General features: G+C 38.9%; 20 protein-coding genes, 3 tRNA genes and 1 riboswitch. Of the genes, 20 read left to right on the forward strand and 3 right to left on the reverse strand.

Annotated features, from left to right (window positions below; all coding sequences use genetic code 11):
* Positions 1 to 28: 28 nt before the first annotated feature.
* Both CPS_RS20790 and moeA read right to left on the reverse strand, forming a co-directional pair.
* Positions 29 to 430: a hypothetical protein gene (locus tag CPS_RS20790; RefSeq protein ID WP_011045359.1), complete on the reverse strand. Its 402-nt coding sequence runs from the start codon at positions 428 to 430 to the stop codon at positions 29 to 31.
* Positions 431 to 535: 105 nt separating this feature from the next.
* Positions 536 to 1,768: a molybdopterin molybdotransferase MoeA gene (gene moeA / locus CPS_RS20795; RefSeq protein ID WP_011045360.1), complete on the reverse strand. Its 1,233-nt coding sequence runs from the start codon at positions 1,766 to 1,768 to the stop codon at positions 536 to 538.
* A gap of 257 nt (positions 1,769 to 2,025) precedes the next feature.
* Positions 2,026 to 2,218: riboswitch (molybdenum cofactor riboswitch) on the forward strand.
* On the opposite strand from moeA, the gene moaA reads away from it, so the two are divergent.
* From moaA to CPS_RS20845, 10 genes are all read left to right on the forward strand, one after another.
* Entirely contained in the window at positions 2,205 to 3,176 is a 972-nt protein-coding gene (moaA, locus tag CPS_RS20800; RefSeq protein ID WP_011045361.1) for a GTP 3',8-cyclase MoaA, read from the forward strand. It overlaps the preceding riboswitch by 14 nt.
* 2 nt (positions 3,177 to 3,178) lie before the next feature.
* The gene (mobA, locus tag CPS_RS20805; protein ID WP_011045362.1) at positions 3,179 to 3,835 is read left to right on the forward strand and encodes a molybdenum cofactor guanylyltransferase; all 657 of its coding nucleotides are present in this window, start codon (positions 3,179 to 3,181) and stop codon (positions 3,833 to 3,835) included.
* A gap of 107 nt (positions 3,836 to 3,942) precedes the next feature.
* Entirely contained in the window at positions 3,943 to 4,485 is a 543-nt protein-coding gene (moaB, locus tag CPS_RS20810) for a molybdenum cofactor biosynthesis protein B (protein WP_011045363.1), read from the forward strand.
* The gene (moaC, locus tag CPS_RS20815) at positions 4,485 to 5,012 is read left to right on the forward strand and encodes a cyclic pyranopterin monophosphate synthase MoaC (RefSeq protein ID WP_011045364.1); all 528 of its coding nucleotides are present in this window, start codon (positions 4,485 to 4,487) and stop codon (positions 5,010 to 5,012) included. Before moaB ends, moaC begins: the two co-directional genes overlap by 1 nt.
* Positions 5,013 to 5,027: 15 nt before the next feature.
* Positions 5,028 to 5,276 (forward strand): molybdopterin converting factor subunit 1, encoded by a 249-nt coding sequence (gene moaD / locus CPS_RS20820; RefSeq protein WP_011045365.1) that lies wholly within the window; start codon positions 5,028 to 5,030, stop codon positions 5,274 to 5,276.
* Between the two features lie 3 nt (positions 5,277 to 5,279).
* A complete protein-coding gene (gene moaE / locus CPS_RS20825) occupies positions 5,280 to 5,750 on the forward strand; it encodes a molybdopterin synthase catalytic subunit MoaE (RefSeq protein ID WP_011045366.1) in 471 nt (156 codons plus the stop codon).
* A 34-nt stretch (positions 5,751 to 5,784) separates the two neighbouring features.
* Complete coding sequence (modA, locus tag CPS_RS20830) at positions 5,785 to 6,627, forward strand: molybdate ABC transporter substrate-binding protein (protein ID WP_011045367.1); 843 nt, start codon at positions 5,785 to 5,787, stop codon at positions 6,625 to 6,627.
* On the forward strand, positions 6,624 to 7,328 hold the full coding sequence (modB, locus tag CPS_RS20835; RefSeq protein ID WP_011045368.1) for a molybdate ABC transporter permease subunit: 705 nt from the start codon (positions 6,624 to 6,626) through the stop codon (positions 7,326 to 7,328). The genes modA and modB overlap by 4 nt, the downstream gene beginning before the upstream one ends.
* The gene (gene modC, locus CPS_RS20840; RefSeq protein ID WP_238383566.1) at positions 7,325 to 8,467 is read left to right on the forward strand and encodes a molybdenum ABC transporter ATP-binding protein; all 1,143 of its coding nucleotides are present in this window, start codon (positions 7,325 to 7,327) and stop codon (positions 8,465 to 8,467) included. Before modB ends, modC begins: the two co-directional genes overlap by 4 nt.
* 28 nt (positions 8,468 to 8,495) lie before the next feature.
* Complete coding sequence (locus CPS_RS20845) at positions 8,496 to 9,245, forward strand: HesA/MoeB/ThiF family protein (RefSeq protein ID WP_011045370.1); 750 nt, start codon at positions 8,496 to 8,498, stop codon at positions 9,243 to 9,245.
* A 12-nt stretch (positions 9,246 to 9,257) separates the two neighbouring features.
* Here CPS_RS20845 and CPS_RS20850 read toward each other — a convergent pair whose 3' ends face one another.
* Positions 9,258 to 9,800 (reverse strand): DUF1285 domain-containing protein, encoded by a 543-nt coding sequence (locus CPS_RS20850; protein WP_011045371.1) that lies wholly within the window; start codon positions 9,798 to 9,800, stop codon positions 9,258 to 9,260.
* Between the two features lie 191 nt (positions 9,801 to 9,991).
* Between CPS_RS20850 and CPS_RS20855 the strand changes: the two genes are divergently transcribed.
* The 10 genes from CPS_RS20855 (at position 9,992) to CPS_RS20900 (ending at position 21,682) form a co-directional block, all read left to right on the forward strand.
* On the forward strand, positions 9,992 to 12,151 hold the full coding sequence (locus CPS_RS20855; protein ID WP_011045372.1) for a S9 family peptidase: 2,160 nt from the start codon (positions 9,992 to 9,994) through the stop codon (positions 12,149 to 12,151).
* 177 nt (positions 12,152 to 12,328) lie between these two features.
* Positions 12,329 to 13,057, forward strand: coding sequence for a substrate-binding periplasmic protein (locus CPS_RS20860; protein WP_041737159.1), 729 nt, complete (start codon positions 12,329 to 12,331; stop codon positions 13,055 to 13,057).
* A 141-nt stretch (positions 13,058 to 13,198) separates the two neighbouring features.
* Positions 13,199 to 14,593 (forward strand): TolC family protein, encoded by a 1,395-nt coding sequence (locus tag CPS_RS20865; RefSeq protein ID WP_011045374.1) that lies wholly within the window; start codon positions 13,199 to 13,201, stop codon positions 14,591 to 14,593.
* 2 nt (positions 14,594 to 14,595) lie between these two features.
* On the forward strand, positions 14,596 to 15,924 hold the full coding sequence (locus CPS_RS20870) for an efflux RND transporter periplasmic adaptor subunit (RefSeq protein WP_138140328.1): 1,329 nt from the start codon (positions 14,596 to 14,598) through the stop codon (positions 15,922 to 15,924).
* The gene (locus CPS_RS20875) at positions 15,924 to 19,049 is read left to right on the forward strand and encodes an efflux RND transporter permease subunit (RefSeq protein WP_011045376.1); all 3,126 of its coding nucleotides are present in this window, start codon (positions 15,924 to 15,926) and stop codon (positions 19,047 to 19,049) included. The genes CPS_RS20870 and CPS_RS20875 overlap by 1 nt, the downstream gene beginning before the upstream one ends.
* Positions 19,050 to 19,284: 235 nt before the next feature.
* A tRNA-His gene (locus tag CPS_RS20880) sits at positions 19,285 to 19,360 on the forward strand.
* A gap of 47 nt (positions 19,361 to 19,407) precedes the next feature.
* A tRNA-Pro gene (locus tag CPS_RS20885) sits at positions 19,408 to 19,484 on the forward strand.
* 343 nt (positions 19,485 to 19,827) lie between these two features.
* Positions 19,828 to 20,355, forward strand: coding sequence for an outer membrane beta-barrel protein (locus tag CPS_RS20890; RefSeq protein WP_011045377.1), 528 nt, complete (start codon positions 19,828 to 19,830; stop codon positions 20,353 to 20,355).
* Positions 20,356 to 20,874: 519 nt separating this feature from the next.
* Positions 20,875 to 20,951: transfer RNA gene (locus CPS_RS20895), tRNA-Pro, on the forward strand.
* A gap of 251 nt (positions 20,952 to 21,202) precedes the next feature.
* Positions 21,203 to 21,682, forward strand: coding sequence for an aminoacyl-tRNA deacylase (locus CPS_RS20900; protein WP_011045378.1), 480 nt, complete (start codon positions 21,203 to 21,205; stop codon positions 21,680 to 21,682).
* Positions 21,683 to 21,734 lie beyond the last annotated feature (52 nt).

Raw genomic sequence — 21,734 nt, forward strand, 5'->3', positions numbered from 1 at the left:
AGTTTGGTTGGTATTTTTTAGCCAAAAGTTAGCTATTCAATGCTTCATTGCTCAACTCACCATGTAACCAATCTAAGCCTTCTTGCCAACCTAAATTGAGGCCATCAAATACTTTCAAATTCCAACCATCACGTTGTCGTATCGCACCAATTTTTCCTACCGATACTTTGCTTTCATTATCATAAGTAACGACAGCAATCGCTGCTAAGTTTTGATGCGAAGCCACGCTAACCTTGGCCTCAAATGAAAAGTCATATTGATTTATTTTATTAATCAGCAGAGCAAAATTACTCGAAAATAGTTTAGTCAAAAAATCATCGTACTCTTCAGACATTTCTAAAGATATGACAACATCTTGACTGACAATAACTTCGGCAATATGCTCAGTTAAAACATTAATTTTTGCAAAACTAAGTTGGTATTTCTGCATAACGTCCTGCCCACATATTTTTGTACTTAGAACAACAATACTAGACCTATATTTTCAACTTAACAAACGTGTGTTTGAATTTTTTTACCTGCTTTATTAATAAATTTAAAGGTAATGATCGAATAACTGTACATTCACCATTTCACCGGCTTTTACTCCGCCTTGCTCGCTAGGTAAAACAATAAAACAATTAGCCCGAGCTAAGCTAGATAAGATACCTGAACCTTGTGCACCTGTTGAAGTAACAACATTTTCACCCGCTTCATTAATCGATAAAACACCCCGTTGAAAATCCAGTCGACCTGGGGATTTCCGTAGGTCACTACTACATTTCACCGTTAGATGCGTACGCGTTAAAGGTTTGGCATTTTGCATTTTAGTTAAGGCGACCAACGCTAATTGATGAAAGGTGACTAACGCTGAAACGGGGTTACCCGGCAGTCCGAAAAAGACACTGTTAGCTAGCTTTCCAAAGGCAAAGGGCTTACCTGGTTTCATTGCTATTTTCCAAAAGCCAATTTCACCTAATTCATCTAACACTGTTTTAGTGTAATCAGCATCACCTACCGAAACACCGCCAGAAGAAATAACGGCATCAGCTTGCTCATCAGCACTAACAAAAGCAGCTTTTATCGCCTCAAAATCATCAGAAATAATACCAAAATCAATAATATCAACATGCAATGTTTTAAGCATGGCAGCTAAAACAAAACTGTTAGATTCATAGATATCTCCTACTCGTAAAGCTTGACCAGGTAATTTAAGCTCATCACCCGTGGCGATTAAAGCCACTTTTAATTTGCGATAAACAACAACTTCAGCCACACCTAAAGAAGCAAGCACGCCAATATCAACCGCTGCTAATTTATGACCAGAATAGAGTACTTGCTGGTCAATCTTAATATCTTCACCAGCATTTCTTACATGAGACCCAAAAGTCTTTTCTTGTAAAAAGGTAATGTTCTCGCCATCAGCTTTGACATTTTCTTGCATCTCGACAGAATCACAACAATCAGGCATTTTCGCCCCAGTCATAATTCGAATACATTCGCCAGGCTGACATGTGCCTTGAAATGGTGCTCCTGCCATAGAGCGTCCAATTAGGACCAGTGTTTTACTCTCGTTAAAACTTTCAAGAGCAAAGGCATAACCATCCATTGCTGAATTATCGTGTGGCGGTACATTCAATGGACTAGCAATGTCTTGCGCTAAAACATAGTGCAGCGCTTGTTCAATGGGCAAGGTTAGTGTTTCAGTGATAGGTGATACTTGCGATAGCATATTTGCTACGGCTTGTTCAAAAGGTAAAAGCCCTGGGGCGGAGCAACAATCAGACATAAAAAACTCGCTTAATTAGATATTACAATTACTTAGTACGATAAATTTCACTCTAAACTAGATAGCTTTTCAAGCTTGTTAAGAGAAAGATTGGTAAAATCATTATAGATAAATTCGTTAACGATAGTATCGCTTAATTACTGACAAAATTAATAGTGATTTAACTGCCCGTTTATTGATTACAATCAATAATGAGGTGGGCAAAAAAAATTACCATCTCGCAATACAATGGGTATATACTCATTTTAGAACAGAATTTTATTTTATTACACCGAGCTATCACAGCTAACATTGTTTTATTTTTTGGCTAAATTAAGCCAACTATTCGAAGCATTCATGTTGTGACATGCCGTGACTAAAACCATGTATTTATTGGCTTTTAGTTGCCAGGGTTAACAAGGAAACGCGTTAGCCTCCCTACATTTGGAAAGGTGACATGTTAACAGACAACTTTGGCCGTAGGTTCTCTTACCTGCGTCTCTCTATTACCGACGTTTGCAATTTTAGTTGCACTTACTGCTTGCCGGATGGATATCAGTGCGATCAACCGCGTGATTTTTTATCACTATGTGAAATCAAACGTATAGCGAAAGCTTTCGCCGAGTTAGGAACTGAAAAGATCCGCATAACCGGTGGTGAACCAGCCCTACGTAAAGACTTACCTGAAATCATTCGAATTTGTAAAGAAACAGCTGGCATCAAAAAAGTTGCCATTACAAGTAATGGTTTTAAGTTACCAGATCACCTGCCTCATTGGTTAGATGCTGGTATTGATGCAATCAATATAAGTATCGACAGTTTAGATCCTCGTCAATTTCATGCGATAACGGGGCACGATAAACTTAAGACCATCCTCACGGGGATTGATATGGCATTGGCTGACGGCAGAGCCTCAGTTAAAGTTAATACGGTATTAATGCGTGATCACAGCGGTAGAGAAATTCAAAGCTACCTTGACTGGCTAAAAGACACCCCTATTACCTTGCGCTTTATTGAATTAATGCAAACAGGTGATAATAAAGAATTTTTTGATGCGCAGCATGTACAAGGCTCGCGTATTAAGCAAAACTTAATTCTCGATGGCTGGCTTCCAGTCATTCAAAATAAGTCTGCAGGTCCTGCCCAAGAATTTTACCACCCTGATTATCAAGGTAAAGTCGGCTTGATCATGCCTTATTCTAAGGATTTTTGTAGTAGCTGTAACCGCTTACGCATAAGCTCAAGTGGCAAGTTACATTTATGCCTATTTGGTGAAGAAGGTTTGTCATTACGTGAACAATTACAAAGTGATGATATTGAGCCTTTACAAGCAAAAATATTAGCATTACTGGGCGATAAAAAAGCTACTCACTACTTGCATGAAAAACTGACAGGTGCCACTAAACACCTTGCTATGCTTGGAGGGTAAATATGACTCATCAAGTTATTGATTGTTTAGGTGTGGTTCTCGCTGGCGGTTTATCTTCTCGTATGGGACAAGATAAAGCGCAACTAAAGCGCCTGCAAAAGACAACGGATCCATCAGCAAAATCAGCGCATAGCATGTTAGATTTTTCTAAGCAGCTTTTAGCTGATGCTGGTATCAAAAATATTGTTATCAGCGGTGATAATCATCAAATTCCTGATCGTGTGCCACATGCAGGACCTGTTGGCGGGATTTATAGTGTACTTTCGCATTACCTTGCAAATAGCCCTGAACACTTACAACCAAAAGCCTTATTAATCTTACCCGTTGATTTACCTTTAATGACTGCCAGCGCTTTAACCGAATTACGACTAAAAGGTGAGCTTAGCCACAAAGCAACGTTTTTCAGTGATAGGCAAAAAAACAGGCACCATATCCCTTTATACTTACCCAATAATGCATTCTTGAATATGTTTTTAATGCAAGCATTTCACCGAGAGGAATTGCTAGCAAACAGCAAAGGTAATAATAAGAAAAATGGCCCTTCAGTGAGAGCCATGTTAGAGCAAGTGCCTCATCAAGCCATTGCTAGCCTAAATAATCAGGTGCTATTTAACACCAATACGCCAGAGCAATGGCAACAAGCACAACAAAAATTTTAAGCCACACGTATCTTATGAAGTTGCATGCACATCAATCCAATAAAACAGTGGTAACAAACACGTAAGAACAGTAATTTTAATCTAAAGATTTAGTAAAGGATAAACCTATGTCAGCACATGGCGGCAAAACTTTCGTTCCATTAAATATCGCCGTTTTAACGGTATCTGATACACGCAGTGAAGAAAACGATACTTCTGGTCAAGCACTTGTTGAGCGCTTGACACAAGCAGGCCATAACCTAGCCGATAAAGCGATTGTGATTGATGATGTGTATCAACTGCGCGCACAAGTATCAAAATGGATAGCGGATGACTCTATTCACGCCATTATTTCTACCGGTGGTACTGGCTTTACTGCCCGTGATAATACCCCTGAAGCACTAACACCATTATTTGATAAAGCAGTAGAAGGTTTTGGCGAAGTATTTCGTCATGTCTCATTATTAGAAATAGGCACTTCAACTATACAATCACGCGCTTTTGGCGGTATTGCAAATAAAACGGTAGTGCTTTGTGTACCTGGTTCAACCAATGCATGTAAAACAGCTTGGGATAAAGTCATTAAAGAACAGCTTGATGCGAGCCATCGTCCTTGTAACTTTGTACCACACTTGAACTTAAGTGCCGAGCAATGTGAGACACGTAACTAATGACAACGAATACTGCTAGCAACGAAGCACAAACATCTGAAAAAGCGCCAGAGTTAAGCCACCTTAACCAACAAGGTGAAGCAAACATGGTAGATGTTACCGAAAAGGCCATGACATCTCGTACCGCTACCGCGCAAGGTTATATTAAAATGAACCGAGCGACCTTTGAATTAATCACCACAGGTAAGCATAAAAAAGGCGATGTGTTTGCAGTTGCGCGAATTGCTGGTATTCAAGCGGCGAAAAAGTGCAGTGATTTAATTCCTTTATGTCATCCTTTGATGCTAAGTAAAGTGCAAGTAGATTTCACCCTTGATAGTGAAAACAGTCAAGTACAAGTGAATAGTTTATGTCGCTTAACAGGGCAAACAGGTGTTGAAATGGAAGCATTAACCGCAGTTTCTATTGCTTGCTTAACCTTGTTTGATATGTGTAAAGCAGCTGACCCTGCAATGATGATTCATGGTATTGAAGTATTAACCAAAGAAGGTGGCAAGTCTGGTCATTGGCAAAGTCCGTCTACCTAATTAAGAGAAAACCTTATGATAAAAATTGTTTTTTTTGCAGCACTTAGAGAGCAACTTGACTGTGCTGAACTGTCTCTAGCAGCAGATGATGCTAAGACAGTCGATGATATTAAGCAGTTATTAAGTGATAAAAATGAACAGTGGCAACAAACGTTCAGTAATACGTCACTGTTATCTGCGGTAAACCATGACATGGTTGATGGTAGTCACTTGGTAAAATCAGGCGATGAAGTTGCCTTTTTCCCTCCAGTTACCGGCGGATAACTTATGTTGAAACAAGAGATATCGATCCAAACTGATGATTTTAGTTTAGCTGATGAAGTTGCCTTACTTGAAAAAGATAATGTAACGGATGGTGCGGTCGTTACTTTTACCGGCAGGGTTAGAAACAACAATAATGGTAATTCAGTGACGACCTTAACGCTAGAACATTACCCTGGTATGACAGAGAAATCACTCGCTAAAATTATTATACAAGCCAAAGAACGTTGGAATATTGGTCGGGTAAAAGTGATTCACCGTATTGGCGAGCTTAGTATAGGTGACCAGATTGTTTTTGTTGGTGTAACCAGTAAACATCGACAAGATGCCTTTGCAGCGAATGAGTTCATCATGGACTATTTGAAAGTTAAAGCTCCCTTTTGGAAAAAAGAACAAATTACCGATGACGGTCAAACCTCTGAAAATTGGTTAGATGCTAAAAACAGTGATAGCGACAAAGCAGATCTTTGGAGCTAACGTGCTACGTATACTGTTAGTCACGGTCTTGATTATGAGTTTACTGGATGTAAACAGTAGCCAAGCCTACCAAAGTAACGTCAACGACAGTACTAAGACTAAAACGAAGAGTGATAGCAATAACAAACCACTACGAATTGCTGTTGCCTCCAATTTCACACCGGTATTAAAAGTATTACTTGAAGACTTTACCAAACAAACTGGTATAAAAAGTCAGGTAATCAGTGGGGCTAGTGGTGCCATGTTTTTACAAATTAAATATGGCGCTCCTTTTGATATTTTTCTCAGTGCTGACAGTCGTCGGCCCAAAGAACTTGAGCAAGCGGGCTATGCACTAGCAGGTAGTAGGAAAACCTATGCTATCGGTCAGTTAGCATTATATTCGTCATCATTGAGTGCTAATGTAAACTCAATTGACCAAGTATCTCTTGAGCTGTTAGCTCTTGATCCCCTAAGGAAGCCACCTGCACGCTTTGCCATCGCTAACCCTGACACTGCACCTTACGGTAAAGCAGCAAAAGAAGCATTAACTCATATGGGTTTGTGGCAAGCTTATGAGTCTCGCTTGGTCAAAGGTATTAATATTGGCCAGACATTTACCCAGTTGCGTAGTAAAGCCGTTGCTAGTGGTATTGTTGCCAATAGCCAATTGGTGTTAAATAACTTATCAGGGATCATTATTCCCAGCAATTACCATCAAGCGATAGAGCAACAGTTAATTATAATTCGTAACAGCAAACAGCAAGCAGCTGCAGAAAAGCTAAGTCATTTTTTGTTATCCTCTGAAAGTCAAAACAGAATAACGAGTTATGGCTACGCGCATACAAAGCAAGTAAACAATACAGATATAAAGTTAATCGAGTTGACGGCTAAATGATAAATTCAGACTTACAAGCACTCGTTACCACGCTAGAAATGGCGGCATTAACCACGTTCATTTTATTAATTATTGGTACTCCCCTCGCCTGGTATCTGGCCAAAATGACCAGTCGATTTAAGGTTATTATTGAAGCTGTTGTGGCATTGCCACTAGTTTTACCACCTACGGTGCTCGGCTTTTATTTACTTATCGCTTTTTCACCCGAATACTTACCTGGGCAACTATGGCAACAAGCTACCGGTCAACAACTCGCTTTTAGCTTTTCCGCAATCGTTATTGGCTCTGTTTTATATTCATTGCCATTCGTCGTTCAACCATTACAAAAAGCCTTTGAACAACTAGGTGACTCATTGTTAGAAGCTGGCGCATTACTTGGCGCTGGACCTATCGATCGATTTTTCTCTATTGTATTACCGTTAACAAAAGCGAGCTTTATTACTGCGGCAAGCTTGGGTTTTGCCCATACCGTAGGAGAGTTTGGTGTCATATTAATGATTGGTGGCAATATTCCTGGTGAAACGCGGGTACTTTCTATCGCCCTATTTGATCATGTAGAAGCCTTTGATTATGCCAGAGCGCACTTGCTCGCCATCAGTTTGTTGATTGGTTCAATGGTGTTATTAGCTGCTATTTACTGGTTAAACTTACCGACAAGAAACAACACTAAAAATTTAAGCCAGGTAAGATCAGTCAAATGATGGGTAATACTAAATTAAATAAAGTACCTGCAGGTGAGTCTCCTCAACTCGACATCAATATTCGTGTTAACTATCAGCAATTCGAATTAGCCATCAATTTACCATTACCCTTAAAAGGTATCACAGGTATTTTTGGCCATTCCGCTTCCGGTAAATCAACCTTACTGCGTGCGATTGCAGGTTTGGAAAAAACACTTACTGGTGACATAACCTTAGCCAGTGCTAACGTTGCAGATAAAGTTTTAGTCAATACAGAGCAAGACCATTACCTCAAACCCGAAGCGCGTCAAATTGGTTTGGTTTTTCAAAATAGTCGCTTGTTTGAGCACTTATCAGTGCTAGGCAACTTAGAGTTTTCCGTTAAACGTTGCAAAAACAGACAATTGGACTTGAATGAAGTCATCGAACTGACAGAGCTGACAACATTGCTTGAACACCAAGTAAATCAATTATCAGGTGGTCAACAACAAAGGGTTGCTTTAGCAAGAGCCATTTTGGCTGAACCCAAGTTATTACTACTTGATGAACCCTTAAGCGCGCTTGATCAACACAGTAAAACTCAATTGTTAAAGATGATGTTAAATATTCAAAAAAAGCTGAACTTGCCTATGCTATATGTCAGCCATTCATTAGATGAGTTACAGCAAGTCTGTGACACTTTATTAGTGTTAGCAAAAGGTAAGGTCGTTAATTTTGGTAATATTCACCAAATCATTCATCAGCTAAATAATTTTGGTGATAATACGCTTATTCATCAACAAACCAGTTTGTCACTGCCTATCAAGCAATTTGATAATGGTCATGGTTTAACGGTATTAGCGCTAAACGCACAACAAGACATTTACCTAACCAGTGATAAAGCCTTCGAAAGACAGACTCATCTGCGTTGCTTTATTTTGGCAAGTGATATTAGTATTGCATTAACAGAGCCAAATAATAGCTCCATTGTGAATCATCTCTTTGGCACAATAAAACGAATAAGTCATAGAGAAAACAAGGTACTACTAACCATTAACTGTGCTGCTCAAGAGTTTTTTGTCACTATCAGTGCCTTCTCTGAGAAAAAATTATCGTTATCCAACAGACAACAAGTCTATTTGCAATTCAAAGCCAGTGCTGTGCGAACTTTTATCCACTAAAGCAAATAGAAACAAATGAGGAACCTACGTGTTAAGTAATCAAGAGCAACTCAAATACTCCCGTCAAATCATACTCGATAAAATTGGTAACCAAGGACAAATCGCGCTGCGTAACGCTAAAGTACTCATCTTAGGCGTGGGCGGTTTAGGTAACCCTGCGAGCTTATACTTAGCTGCTGCTGGCGTTGGTACACTCTATATCGCTGATGGTGACTATATAGAGCTCAGTAATTTACCCAGACAAATTCTCTTTAGTGAAGACAATATTAATGAAAATAAAGCTGATGTGGCCGCTGAAAAATTACAACAGCAATTTCCCGATGTGACTATTGAAGCGATAGATGAAATGTTCGATGAAGAGTTAAGTGATTATTATCTTCCACAAGTCGACTTAGTGCTCGATTGCTCTGATAATATCCAAACTCGCTACTTAATTAATCAAGCATGCGTACAACATAAAGTGCCACTGATAGTGGGAGCCGCTACTGGCTTTGATGGTCAACAATTGACTATAGACCCTCGCGATGAAACCAGTGCTTGTTATCATTGCCTCTTTCCTGCTAGTGAGAAAGCACCCACTGATAACTGTCAAACCATTGGCATTATAGGCCCCGTACTCGCCATGATTGCCGGTATGCAAAGCTTGCAAGCGATTAAGCTATTAACGGGTAATAAAGTACAACTCAATCAGCTTAACTTACTTGATGGTTTAGCGAATCAATGGCAACAATTTACAATGAAAAAACAAAAGAGCTGCACAGTTTGTGGTTCAAATTAAGAGTTATAGCCGTTACAGTTTACCTAAGCTAAATTGACAGTCGGCACTTGAGAGAATCAACTCAGTGCCATTTTCAGTCACCATCTCTTGCGTTATGTCTGCCCACTGGTAATAAACATTTCTATGCACTTTCGCCTGTAAATCCCTGCGAACAGTGACATACAAATCACCATTTTCAGTAACAATTAACGGATGTTCTGCATTAAGAATAAACTCGTCATCCAAGTTAGTACTAACCTTCATAATGTTGTTGTTTTCATCAGTCCAATGCCACTGCGTAATTACAAAAGGGGCATCATCAACTTTTATTTTCACTTTCTCCACCGGTGTTACTAAGAAGTATTCATCAACATTTTTATTAACTTCTTTAATCAACACAGACGCAAATAATTTTACTAAAGGTAGTCTTTTAAAAATACCGCCTTGATAAAACCAATCACCATTGGCTTTTATCTGTATATCAATCTCTCCACAATACGGAGGATTCCAAGATTCCACTGGTGGCATTTTTGTGTGAGTTCCACCTAACTGAGTCGAAATTTTATCCAATGACATACTGCTCCCCTTGTTCAAACTTTTCAATTTTCCAAATGCGATAAGGTAACTGTATTAAGCGATAAGTAAATTTCCTTATAACTATTATCGTGCTAACTTAATGCTTGATACATTTTTTTAACATTTACTACCGTTAACGTATTACGATTTGTAGTAATTATCGTAAGTTATCTTACAAGGAAAGATCTTTTATGTCACAAATCCTATCAAAGACTAAGCTAAGTTTAATAGTCTCTTCTGCCCTGCTAATAGCAGCGTGCAGCAATCAAAATAATGAAGCAACAAATGCCATGAACGATATTACCGCGCCTATAGCTAAAAAAGTTCCCCATAAAATGGTTATTCATAATCATACGCGTGTCGATGATTATTACTGGATGCGTGACGATAGTCGTAAAAATCCAGAGGTTTTAGCACATTTAGCCGCAGAAAATGATTATATGAAAGCCCAGCTTCAGCATACTGAAGCAATGCAAGAAAAGATCTTTCAAGAGATTAAAGCGCGTATTGAAAAAGACGATAGTTCAGTACCAACCAAAAAAGGTTATTTTTACTACGCGAGTCAAATGCAAGGTGAAAATGAATACCCTATATACGTAAGATCATCTGATTTTTCAGGCAGTAATCTTGAAGTATTACTTAACGTCAATGAATTAGCCAAAGCACACGATTATTATCAAGTAAGTGGTTTAAGTGCTAGTCCAGATGGCAAGCTACTCGCTTACGGAGAAGATACCGTTAGTCGTCGAATTTATACCGTACAATTCAAAGATATCGCGGGTAAAACATTACTTGATGACAGACTTGAAGGTACCAATGGTGGCATTGTTTGGGGTAATGACAATAAAACCGTGTATTACATCAAAAAAGATCCACAAACCTTGTTAGGTTACCAAGTATTTCGTCATACCTTAGGCACCCCCCAAGCGACCGATGAAATGGTCTATGAAGAAAGCAATAAAGCTTATTATACCGGCCTGAGTAAATCTAAAGATGGCAGCAGTGTCTTTATTTGGCATTCAAGTACCGAAGCAAGCGGAGTTTCAGTTATTGATGCTGATAATGCCAAAGCAATGCCTAAAAAATTCATTGAACGTGAAGAAGGTCATGAATACTCTATCTCTAAGATGAATGACTGGTATTACATCAATACTAACTGGCAAGCGACTAACTTTCGTTTAATGAAAGTAAATAAAAAGCACCTTGGTGATAAAACACAATGGCAAGATGTGATTCCAGCAAATGATGCAGTTAAGCTTGAGGATTATGAATTATTTGCTAATCACCTTGTTTATCAACAACGTGAAAATGGCATTAGCCGATTGACTATTCAAGAATTATCAAGCGGGAAAAAGCAACAACTTAGCTTTAATGATACTGCGTACACCTTATCGCTATACGGTAATAATGAATTGAAAAATAATAAATTACGCCTTTATTACACTAGTTTTACTACGCCAGGAACACATTACGATGTGGACTTAAATACCCTTGATAAGACGCAATTAAAGCAAGCAAAAGTATTGGGTGATTTTGACAGTAATAATTATGCCTCTGAGCGTATTTTTGTTAAAGCTCGAGATGGTAAAAAAGTACCGGTTTCTTTAGTTTATCGTAAAGATAAATTCAAAAAAGATGGCACTAACCCATTATACCAATATGCCTATGGTTCATACGGGCACACAATCGATCCTTCTTTTTCAGTGAGTCGATTAAGCCTATTAGACCGTGGTTTTGTCTATGCTGTTGCGCATATCCGCGGGTCAGAAATGCTGGGACGTCCTTGGTATGAAGACGGTAAGAAGTTAACAAAAATGAATACCTTTACTGATTTCATTGATGTCACTAAAGACTTAACAGCACAAGGTTACGGCGATAAAGAAAATGTCTTCGCAGTTGGTGGTAGTGCTGGCGGTTTACTCATGGGCGCAGTTATTAATATGGCTCCAGAGCAATACAAAGGCATTGCCGCAGCAGTACCATTTGTTGATGTAGTAACGACTATGCTTGATGAAAGTATTCCACTAACAACCAATGAGTTCAAAGAATGGGGTAACCCAAAAGAAAAAACTTATTATGATTATATGTTGTCCTATTCACCTTATGATCAAGTGAAAGCACAAGACTACCCTAACATTCTAGTTACTACAGGATTGCATGACTCTCAAGTACAATACTTCGAGCCAATGAAGTGGGTCGCTAAGTTACGTGATTATAAAACTGATGATAATTTATTATTGTTTAAAACTGATATGGAAGCTGGACACGGTGGTGCTTCTGGCCGCTTTAAACGCATTCATGATACCGCTTTACAATATAGCTTCTTCATTGACTTGCTTAATAAGAGTTAATCAATTCAGTTAGCTTAAATTATCTTCATCTTAGACACATCTGGGTGAAGATAATTATTTCTCACTTACCCATCCCCAAACTTATCGGACTATACCCAAGCCATTTCCTTTACTAATGACATTAGTATTAATATTCTTTATATTAATACATCCGATGAACTACCGATGCATGTGTCAATGAAGACTTTCCTCCAGCTATCTTTTATAAGTATGCTATGCATCAGTCATCAAAGTTTTGCTGACCATAGCCCCAATGCTCTACAAGTGAGGACCATTGCAATTGCACCCTATGGTATCGATGACTCAGGAAAACTAAGCGGTATCTACTATGAGCTAACGCATTCATTACTTATCAAGAGTGGCTTAGCGTCAGAGCATCATATATTTCCCTACGGCCGGATAATACATGAACTAAAATTGGGTAAAACAGATCTCACCATCATGTTCAAATATAAAGAGCTCGCCAATTACGTTGATTATATTCACCCACTTCCAGCGTTAAAAAATGTCGTCATTGGTCGCCATGGCCATGATTATCAGAATATTGAACAACTAGAAGGCTTGAACATAGCTTACCTAAACGGTGCAAAGTTTAGCTATGAGGTAGATAATAACCCTAAGATTCATAAACAAATTGTGGTAGATTTTAATCAAGGTTTATTGATGTTAAAGAAAGGTCGTGTTGACGCAATCATAGGGCCTATGAAGCCTATTATCAGTGGTGCAAAACAATTAGGTCTAAGTAAAAGTTTTTTTGGTAAACCCCTTATTGTTTCTGAACGAACTCCTTGGTTACAGTTATCGAAACAAAGTAAAAGTCATATTTCCGCCGAAAAGATAAAAGCAACATTCAGTAAAATGATTGCTCAAGGTGCATTAGAGAACCTTCAATTAAAGTACCAATAAAACCTCCTTAAATTGATTAATTCGTCTTTGGAAATCGCAATTCTGTATACTGTGTAAACTTATGTAATGTCGCTATTATCATCCAGCATCTTTGATTACACTATAGTCATGAGTTATTTTTTAACATGAGTTAATCACTTTATGACACGTCGATTTCGACTACTGCTTCCATTATTCTCAAGCCTGTTATTATTAGCTTGCAGTAGCACTTCACAAGTAGATGAAAAATTAAAAGACCTTCCTCTTCCCAAAAACTGGCAAGATAGCCAACAAGCCTTGGCCGTTGAACATAATTGGTTATCTGAACTTGATAACTTACAAGTTCATCAATTAGTAAAAAAGGCATTAGCGGCTAACCATCAATTTGCCATGCAAGCTTACACACTCGAAATAGCCGAACAGCAACTTATCATCTCGGGTAGCCAACTTTGGCCAGAGCTTGATCTAGCATTTCGTAGTGGCCGTAATAAAGACAATCAAACCGATAGTTATTCAAACAGTAACTCAGTTAACTTGAATTTAAGCTATGAAGTGGATATTTGGGGCAAGTTATCTGATGCCGATCGCATGACTAATTATAACTATCTCGCGCAAAAAGCCACTTTTGAGCAATACAAGCAGCAGCTTGTTGTCAACGTATTAACAACTTGGTTTCGCGTGATTGAGGCAGAAAAATTGCTCGCCCTTTATCGCAGCAGAGTTGCAAATTCTCAGCAGAATTTAGCTATCATTGAAGCAGGCTATAATTCAGGGTTAACCGCTGCACTTGATGTCTACTTAACACGTAACGATTTGAACAACGAGTTAACGAGAGTATCAGAGCAAGAAACAGAAAGAACCAAACTAATTAGACAGCTTGAACGCTTGATTGGTGAATATCCGAAAGGCGAGCTTTTAGTCAATGCTAACTTACCTTTACTCACCACAGACATTCCTGTTGGCTTACCGTCAGAACTAATCAGCCGAAAGCCAGAATTAAAAGCCAGTTGGTATCAATTGTTATCGCAAGATGCCGGCTTAGCTTATGCGCATAAACAACGTTTTCCTAGCATTGTATTATCAGGTTCGATCGGTGACTCTACCGCAGACATTGGTGACTTACTCTCTGGTTCTTCATTGGCATGGTCACTACTGGGCAGTGTCTCAGCACCCATTTTTAATGCTGGGCGCCTGAAAGCAAATGAAGAAAAAGCCCGTATAGAACTCAAACAAGGTGAACAGTTGTACCTTGATACTTTATATAACGCTTTTAGTGATGTTGAAAATGCTATCACCACTGAAAAGAACTTAAAGAACAGTTATTACACCATGTTGGCCGCACAAGAAAATGCAAAAATCGCCTCCACATTATCTTTCGAACAATACCAAAGTGGTTTAGTTACCTATACCACGGTGCTTGATGCGCAAAACCGTTCTTTTGAAGCACAATCGACACTGATAAAAATTAAAAACCAACTCATTGCCAATAGAATCAATTTACATCTTTCCTTGGGTGGCGACTTCACCACGCCGTCACTTGAAAATAAGGCCGAATAACCATGTCTCTCATCATTGAAAAGAAAATCCCTAACTATAGAAAAATATTATTGCCGGTCATTATTATCATTGCCACCTTAGTATTAATGATGGTTATTTTTAAAAACCCACCAACAAGTAACCGTGGAACGCCTTCAAAAGCACCGCAAATGACAGTGGAAATCATCACACTTACACCTCAAACCTATCAAGTGATGGTACAAAGTTTTGGTACCGTCAAACCAAGAACTCAAAGTGTGCTTTTCGCCCAAGTTTCAGGACAAATTAATTACGTAAGTAAACAATTTAGAGCGGGTGGTTTTTTCGAGCAAGGTGACATATTAATCCAACTTGATGATAGAGATCATCGCGCTGAAGTTAACATTGCTCAAGCAAGTCTAATGTCAGCCAAACAAATTTTACAAGAAGAAGACGCACGGGTAAAACAAGCCAAAGCAGACTGGAAAAGGCTTGGCAATGGTAAAGCGCCTAATGCATTAGTATTACGTCAACCACAATATGAATCGGCAAAAGCGCAAGTACTTTCTGCAGAAGCTCAGCTGGATAAAGTAAAATTATCGCTAGAACGGACAAGTATTGTTGCACCTTACGCCGGCCGTATATTAAAGAAAAATGTTGATATTGGTCAGGTGATTTCAAGTAATACCCAGTTAGCCGATATTTTTGCTGTTGATTATGTCGAGATTCGCCTACCGATAAAAAACAAAGACTTACCGCTAATGAAATTGCCTGAAGAGTACCGCAATGCTCATGAGCAGTCCGAAACTAGTCGTTCTAACAGTAATAATACTGATAACAATAACTCTATGATTAGTAATGTTGTTATTTCGTCTGATCTGATGGGCGATCAAGTATGGCAGGGAAAGATTGTTCGTACTGAAAGCGCCATTGATGAAGTATCGCAGCAACTCTATGTCGTGGCACAAATTATTCGCCCATACGACGGCGAGTATAATCAAGGTGCGCAAATAAAAATGGGCCAATATGTGACTGCGGAAATTACCGGGCGAGAAGTCGACAATGCCTTAGTAATACCGAGCAGTGCCATTTATCAAGGCAGCTATGTGTATATAGTTGAAGACGGCTTATTGATGCGTAAAGAGATTAAATTAGGATGGCAAAACGGTACTGAGTCTATCGTCACGCAAGGATTAATCGCGGGTGACCAGTTAGTACTAACCTCATTAGGGCAAGTCAGTTCAGGCACACCGGTTGCCATTGCAGGTCGAACGCCTAGCAAAAAATCAAAAAGCCCTAAAGAGCGCCGTCAAAAATCAGAGCAAGTAGCCAAAAAATCAACCACAACACCTGTTACTAAGGTGAATAACTAATGATTGCTTGGTTCGCACGAAATCATGTTGCCGCCAACTTACTATTAATTACCATTTTAATAGCAGGTTTATTTAGTTTATCTAATCGCATTCCGCTAGAAGTATTTCCCTCTTTTGCCACCGACCGCATTAACGTTAATGTGTCATTACGCGGCGCGACTCCAGAAGATGTAGAAAAAAGCATATCTATACGCATAGAAGAAGCAGTGCAAGATTTAGAAGGCGTTAAACAAATTGCTAGTAGATCACAAGAAGGCTCTTCAGCGGTCAATATCGAAGTTGAGTCAGGCTACGACCCTCGCGAGATGCTCGCCGATATAAAAAGCCGTGTTGACGAAATAAATACTTTTCCTGCTGATGCAGAAAAACCCGTAGTCTCTTTAGCGACACGTAAACGTGAAGTTATTGCCGTGACTATTGCCAGCATCTATAGCGAGAAAGAAACGCGTGAATTCGCTGAAAAAGTCAGAGATGATTTATTAAAAATACCCGCGATTACCCAAGTGGAACTCAGTGGTGTGCGCGACTACGAAATATCGATTGAAGTACCTCAAGATAAATTACGTCAATATGATTTAACCATAGCGAAAATATCTTCTGCTATTTCAGATTCAAGTACTGATATTTCTGCTGGTAATTTAAAAACCAAAGGTGGTGATATTCTGTTGCGCTCAAAAGGCCAAGCCTATCGCAAAGACGAGTTTGAAAAAATAGCCATTAAAACGAATGTTGATGGTTCTATCATTCGCCTAAGTGATATTGCCATCATCAAAGATGACTTTGAAGAAACCCCTGTTCGTACTCGTTTCAACGGTAAACAAGCCGCATTTATAGATGTTTATCGAATCGGTCAACAAAGCGCGATTGACGTTGCCGATGCCGTAAGAACCTATATTAATGATCAACAAAGTACATTGCCTGTAGGCGTTGAATTAAGTTTTTGGGATGACGATTCTCAAATCGTGAAAAATCGTATTTCGACATTAACAACCAGTGCCTTACAAGGCGGTATCTTAGTACTAGCCTTATTAACCTTGTTCCTCAGACCCTCCATTGCCTTCTGGGTATTTATTGGCATTCCGATTTCTTTTATGGGCGCCTTTATTATGATGCCGGTGTTTGGTGTCACCTTAAATATCATGAGTTTGTTTGGCTTTATCTTGGTATTGGGTATTGTGGTCGATGATGCCATTGTCACCGGAGAAAATATTTATACTCATCTAAAAACGTCAGAATCAGGTGAAATGGCAGCCATTCGTGGCACCGAAGAAGTTGCCACACCAGTAACTTTTGGTGTATTAACAACCGTAGCAGCATTTCTGCCACTGGCCTTTATTGAAGGTGCACGTGGCGCTTTATTTGCGCAAATTCCAGTGATCGTTATTCCGGTATTGATATTCTCTTTAATAGAATCAAAATTCGTTTTGCCTTCGCATTTAAAACACTTGAAACTACGTTCAGAAAAAGAAAAACAATCAAAGTTTAGTCAACTACAGCAATCATTCGCTGATGGTTTCGAGCAAGCGATAATCCGTTTTTACCAGCCCTTATTGAAACGTGCCATAAGCAACAAGACCACCACCTTAGTTGGTTTTGTCGGCGTTTTCTTAGTTATTCTTGCCCTTATTATGAGTGGTTGGACTAAGTTTATATTCTTTCCGCGAATCCCTAGTGAAACCGTAAGAGCAACACTAACCCTACCTGCAGGTACACCATTTGAAGTAACCAATAAGTATATTATTAAAATGGCTGAAAAAGCAGATGAGCTGAAACAGAAATATATTGAGCCATCAACTAACAGCAGTGTCATTATCAATATATTAGCAACCACCGGCGGTCGTGGCGGTGCTTCAAACTCCGGCAGTGTTCGTTTTGAAATAACGCCACCAGAATCACGTGAACTTGCCATCTCCTCTAGTGAACTAGTTCGTGAATGGCGAAATTTAATTGGACCTATTCCAGGTTCGGAAAGTATTACCTTTAGAGCGGAGATTGGTCGTTCATCAGACCCCATTCATGTGCAGTTTAAAGCAAGTTCACTAGACACATTGAAAGAAATAACCGATAAAGTGAAATTACGATTAGCCACCTACCCTACGGTATTTGATATTGCTGATAGTTTATCTAACGGTAAAGAAGAGCTGCAGATTGAGTTAACAGAACAAGGTAAAGCGTTAGGGTTAACCCGCGTTAGCATATCAAATCAAGTAAGACGTTCTTTCTTTGGCTCACAAGTACAACGTATCCAACGTGGTAGAGATGATGTACGCGTAATGGTTCGACTACCCATAGAGGAACGCCGCACTATGGCTGATTTAGAAGATATTCTTGTGGTCACTCCTTCAGGGGGCTCAGTACCACTATCTCATGTAGCCAAGCTTATCCCTGGTAAAAGTCCGTCGACCATTTCAAGAATTGATCGCTACCGCACAGCCAATGTAAGTGCAGATGTTGAAAAATCAAATACCAATATGACGGTGCTGCAAGCTGATTTAAAAAGCTATTTAGATGAGTTAATAGTGCAATATCCAGGCGTTAGCCACTCCCTTGAAGGCGAGGCGAAAGAGCAGCGTGAATCTTTTGGCTCGCTTGGTTGGGCACTGGGCTTTGTCTTCTTTATTATTTATGCGTTGTTAGCTATTCCTTTCAAGTCTTATATTCAACCAATCATCGTGATGAGCATAATTCCTTTTGGCATGATAGGTGCTGTTATTGGTCACTGGATTATGGGTATGGAATTAACCATCATGAGCTTACTAGGCATGTTGGCGCTAATCGGTGTAGTCGTGAATGACTCGCTAGTATTAGTAGATTTTATCAATAAAAAACGCAGCGAAGGCGGTGAGTTAATGGAAGCGGTGTTAACTGCAGGTGCGGCTAGATTTAGACCGGTAATGTTAACCAGTTTGACTACCTTTATTGGTTTAATGCCGTTGTTGTTTGAACAATCGACACAAGCACAGTTTTTAATCCCTATGGCAGTATCATTAGGTTTTGGTATTTTATTCGCCACTTTCATCACCTTGATACTAGTACCGGTCAATTATTTAATTGTTGAACGTTTAAAAAGCTTATTTTCATCAGAGTCACCTATCGACCAACAAAATATCGCTGCACAAGCTTAGGTGGTAATCCCTGCTCTTCACTTATCCTTGAGCAGGCTTATACGAAAAATTAGGTGGTAAATACGGATAAAGTTGCACTTTAGTTAAGCAATTTATGATTTTTCAAAATATTTACTAAAAAAGTAACATAAAACGCATTTTTTTCTTGTCAACAAGCAACGAAATGCAATACAATCGCCGCGCTGTTAAAGAGCAGCACACATATTTCTATAATATGTATCAGTACACCTCAGTGGTGGCTATAGCTCAGTTGGTAGAGCCCCGGATTGTGATTCCGGTTGTCGAGGGTTCAAGTCCCTTTAGCCACCCCATTTTCTCCTCCCCAAGGAGTTAAAAAATAGAAGTACGAAAAGATAATCGGTGATTAGCGCAGCTTGGTAGCGCACTTGGTTTGGGTCCAAGGGGTCGCAAGTTCGAATCTTGCATCACCGACCACTTTTAAATATCCTCTTCTGAAAACACACATAACAAATTTACAACTCATAAACTGCTCCCCCGTGCATACCCTGTATTCAGGGAAATCTATAACGATCATATTACTTTCATCTCCAATAAATATCTTAATAAACATCTCATTACCTGGCTTGTAGAGATTTCCAAGGGGCTTTATTTGATTCCTCTTGGCTAAACTATTATCATCTGAACTTATTGGGTGAGATCTTTCGTCCTCTTGCTAGCTAATAATAATAAAAATAAGGCTCTCCAATAGCATAACCAGCTAGCCTATCTAGCTAAGTGATAATAATACTGAGAAAAATAATTTTAAAAGGAATACAAAATGAAATCTCTTAAGAACATAGTATTAAAAAGTATTTTGGCTGCTTCGCTTGCCGTTTCAGCAACGCAAGCAAGCGCTGACGGATTCTATATTGGCGCAGGTATTTATAGCCCTGAAACTGAATATGAAGCGATACAAGATAGTGATACTACGCCAGCATTTTTTGTGGGTTATCAGTTTATTGATACCAACATTTTTATGTTCTCTGCCGAGCTCGGTTATTACGATTTGGGCAGTGTTGGCAATAATGGTGCGAAGATTGACTCCGATGCATTAAGCTTATCTGCTGTCGCATATTTACCGATTGGTCCTATTTTTGAAGTTTATGCCAAAGCGGGTGTAGCACAAACTAATATAGATTACTCTGTTGACGGTACCACTACTGATTTAGGTGGTACTGAAGGTTTCGGTGGTATCGGTGCCTCGCTTGATATTCTTGATACTTTTGATTTTTATGTTGAATATTTAGTTTTTGATACTGAAGTTAAAACTGAATCTCTGGGTGTGGGTGTTCGTTTCGACTTCTAAACCACAGTAGTACTATTGATTTTTTAGTAAAGTGGCAGAAATTCTCGGCCATTTTACTTCCTTTATTATTTTCTTCCTATGGTGTTCTACCATCTAAATTACTAAGTACTCTGATCACGTTATACCATGTTTGATAAATATCTATCTCTACTTGTAAATGGTTTTTCGATCTTGAGGAAGTTTTTAGTCACTTTCGTTTCAATGTACTAAATCACGTTCAATTATTCCATTTCGACAAGGCCGTTGTTTAGCGCTAAATGTTACTGAAAAGTACCCATATTAAGCGTTTGGCAGTTAATTTTAAAAATTTATATAAACAATTAAAAATATACTATGTGTGTATTATGTGAGTTTGCAAAGCTAATAAATCATGACTAAATACAAGTTATGGTAAGAGCATATACGTTATTCCCATAACTACAACAGGATTGTGATTCCGATTGTCGAGGGTTCAAGTCCCTTTAGCCACCCCATTTTTAACTCTCCATAAGTTAAAAAATAGAAGTACGAAAAGATAATCGGTGATTAGCGCAGCTTGGTAGCGCACTTGGTTTGGGTCCAAGGGGTCGCAAGTTCGAATCTTGCATCACCGACCACTTTTAAATATCCTCCTCTGAAAACACACATAACAATTTTACAACTCATAAACTGCTCCCGTGCATACCCTGTATTCAGGGAAATCTATAACGATCATATTACTATCTAACTACTGTAGTGAGTCTCTTGAAACTCAACCCCTATGTTTATCTTTTACATGAGTTGCTGACTCAAGCAACTTGGCAACAACTGGTTAAAAAAAACTCACCTCCTATACTTTAGATGAACCAAATATAATGTGGAGGTTCCTATGACTATTTCTACCCGACTCGACTCCTACTTAACCGCACAGAATATATCTTTTCAGGCCATTGAACATGACCACAGTGCAAGCTCTTTTGATAGTGCTATTACGGCGAAGATTCCCCTGAACCAAATAGCCAAAGCTGTCATTTTAAAAGACCATGAAGATAGAAAATTAATGGCAGTATTACCTGCTAAAAATAAAATAAGCTTATCTGTAATTAATGATGAGCTATTCGGCAGTTACAAGTTACTTAAAGAAAAAGAAGTCTATCGCATGTTTAGTGACTGTGAGCATGGGGCTATTCCGCCCGTAGGTGAGGCTTTCAATATGCAAATGATATGCGACGAGCTATTAGACCAATTAGATTATGTTTATATTGAAGCTGGTGATCATCGAAAGTTATTACGTATTAACAATGAAGATTTTAAAATCATGACTGCAAATAGTAAACATTTGCGTTTTAGTAATGAAGTTTTTCATTAATGGTGATGATCTATGTCTTCTGATTCTGCGCCACAGCGTTGCTTCTAACTTG

It is taken from the genome of Colwellia psychrerythraea 34H (genome assembly GCF_000012325.1).
Lineage (GTDB): Bacteria > Pseudomonadota > Gammaproteobacteria > Enterobacterales > Alteromonadaceae > Colwellia > Colwellia psychrerythraea_A.

Coding starts and splice junctions, on each gene's coding strand:
- modC (WP_238383566.1), top strand. CDS start 7,325: ATGATGGGTAATACTAAATTAAATAAAGTACCTGCAGGTGAGTCTCCT.
- moaD (WP_011045365.1), top strand. CDS start 5,028: ATGATAAAAATTGTTTTTTTTGCAGCACTTAGAGAGCAACTTGACTGT.
- modA (WP_011045367.1), top strand. CDS start 5,785: ATGAGTTTACTGGATGTAAACAGTAGCCAAGCCTACCAAAGTAACGTC.
- CPS_RS20900 (WP_011045378.1), top strand. CDS start 21,203: ATGACTATTTCTACCCGACTCGACTCCTACTTAACCGCACAGAATATA.
- modB (WP_011045368.1), top strand. CDS start 6,624: ATGATAAATTCAGACTTACAAGCACTCGTTACCACGCTAGAAATGGCG.
- CPS_RS20790 (WP_011045359.1), bottom strand. CDS start 430: ATGCAGAAATACCAACTTAGTTTTGCAAAAATTAATGTTTTAACTGAG.
- mobA (WP_011045362.1), top strand. CDS start 3,179: ATGACTCATCAAGTTATTGATTGTTTAGGTGTGGTTCTCGCTGGCGGT.
- moaC (WP_011045364.1), top strand. CDS start 4,485: ATGACAACGAATACTGCTAGCAACGAAGCACAAACATCTGAAAAAGCG.
- moaE (WP_011045366.1), top strand. CDS start 5,280: ATGTTGAAACAAGAGATATCGATCCAAACTGATGATTTTAGTTTAGCT.
- CPS_RS20890 (WP_011045377.1), top strand. CDS start 19,828: ATGAAATCTCTTAAGAACATAGTATTAAAAAGTATTTTGGCTGCTTCG.
- CPS_RS20855 (WP_011045372.1), top strand. CDS start 9,992: ATGTCACAAATCCTATCAAAGACTAAGCTAAGTTTAATAGTCTCTTCT.
- moaA (WP_011045361.1), top strand. CDS start 2,205: ATGTTAACAGACAACTTTGGCCGTAGGTTCTCTTACCTGCGTCTCTCT.
- CPS_RS20875 (WP_011045376.1), top strand. CDS start 15,924: ATGATTGCTTGGTTCGCACGAAATCATGTTGCCGCCAACTTACTATTA.
- CPS_RS20865 (WP_011045374.1), top strand. CDS start 13,199: ATGACACGTCGATTTCGACTACTGCTTCCATTATTCTCAAGCCTGTTA.
- CPS_RS20870 (WP_138140328.1), top strand. CDS start 14,596: ATGTCTCTCATCATTGAAAAGAAAATCCCTAACTATAGAAAAATATTA.
- CPS_RS20860 (WP_041737159.1), top strand. CDS start 12,329: ATGAAGACTTTCCTCCAGCTATCTTTTATAAGTATGCTATGCATCAGT.
- CPS_RS20850 (WP_011045371.1), bottom strand. CDS start 9,800: ATGTCATTGGATAAAATTTCGACTCAGTTAGGTGGAACTCACACAAAA.
- moaB (WP_011045363.1), top strand. CDS start 3,943: ATGTCAGCACATGGCGGCAAAACTTTCGTTCCATTAAATATCGCCGTT.
- moeA (WP_011045360.1), bottom strand. CDS start 1,768: ATGTCTGATTGTTGCTCCGCCCCAGGGCTTTTACCTTTTGAACAAGCC.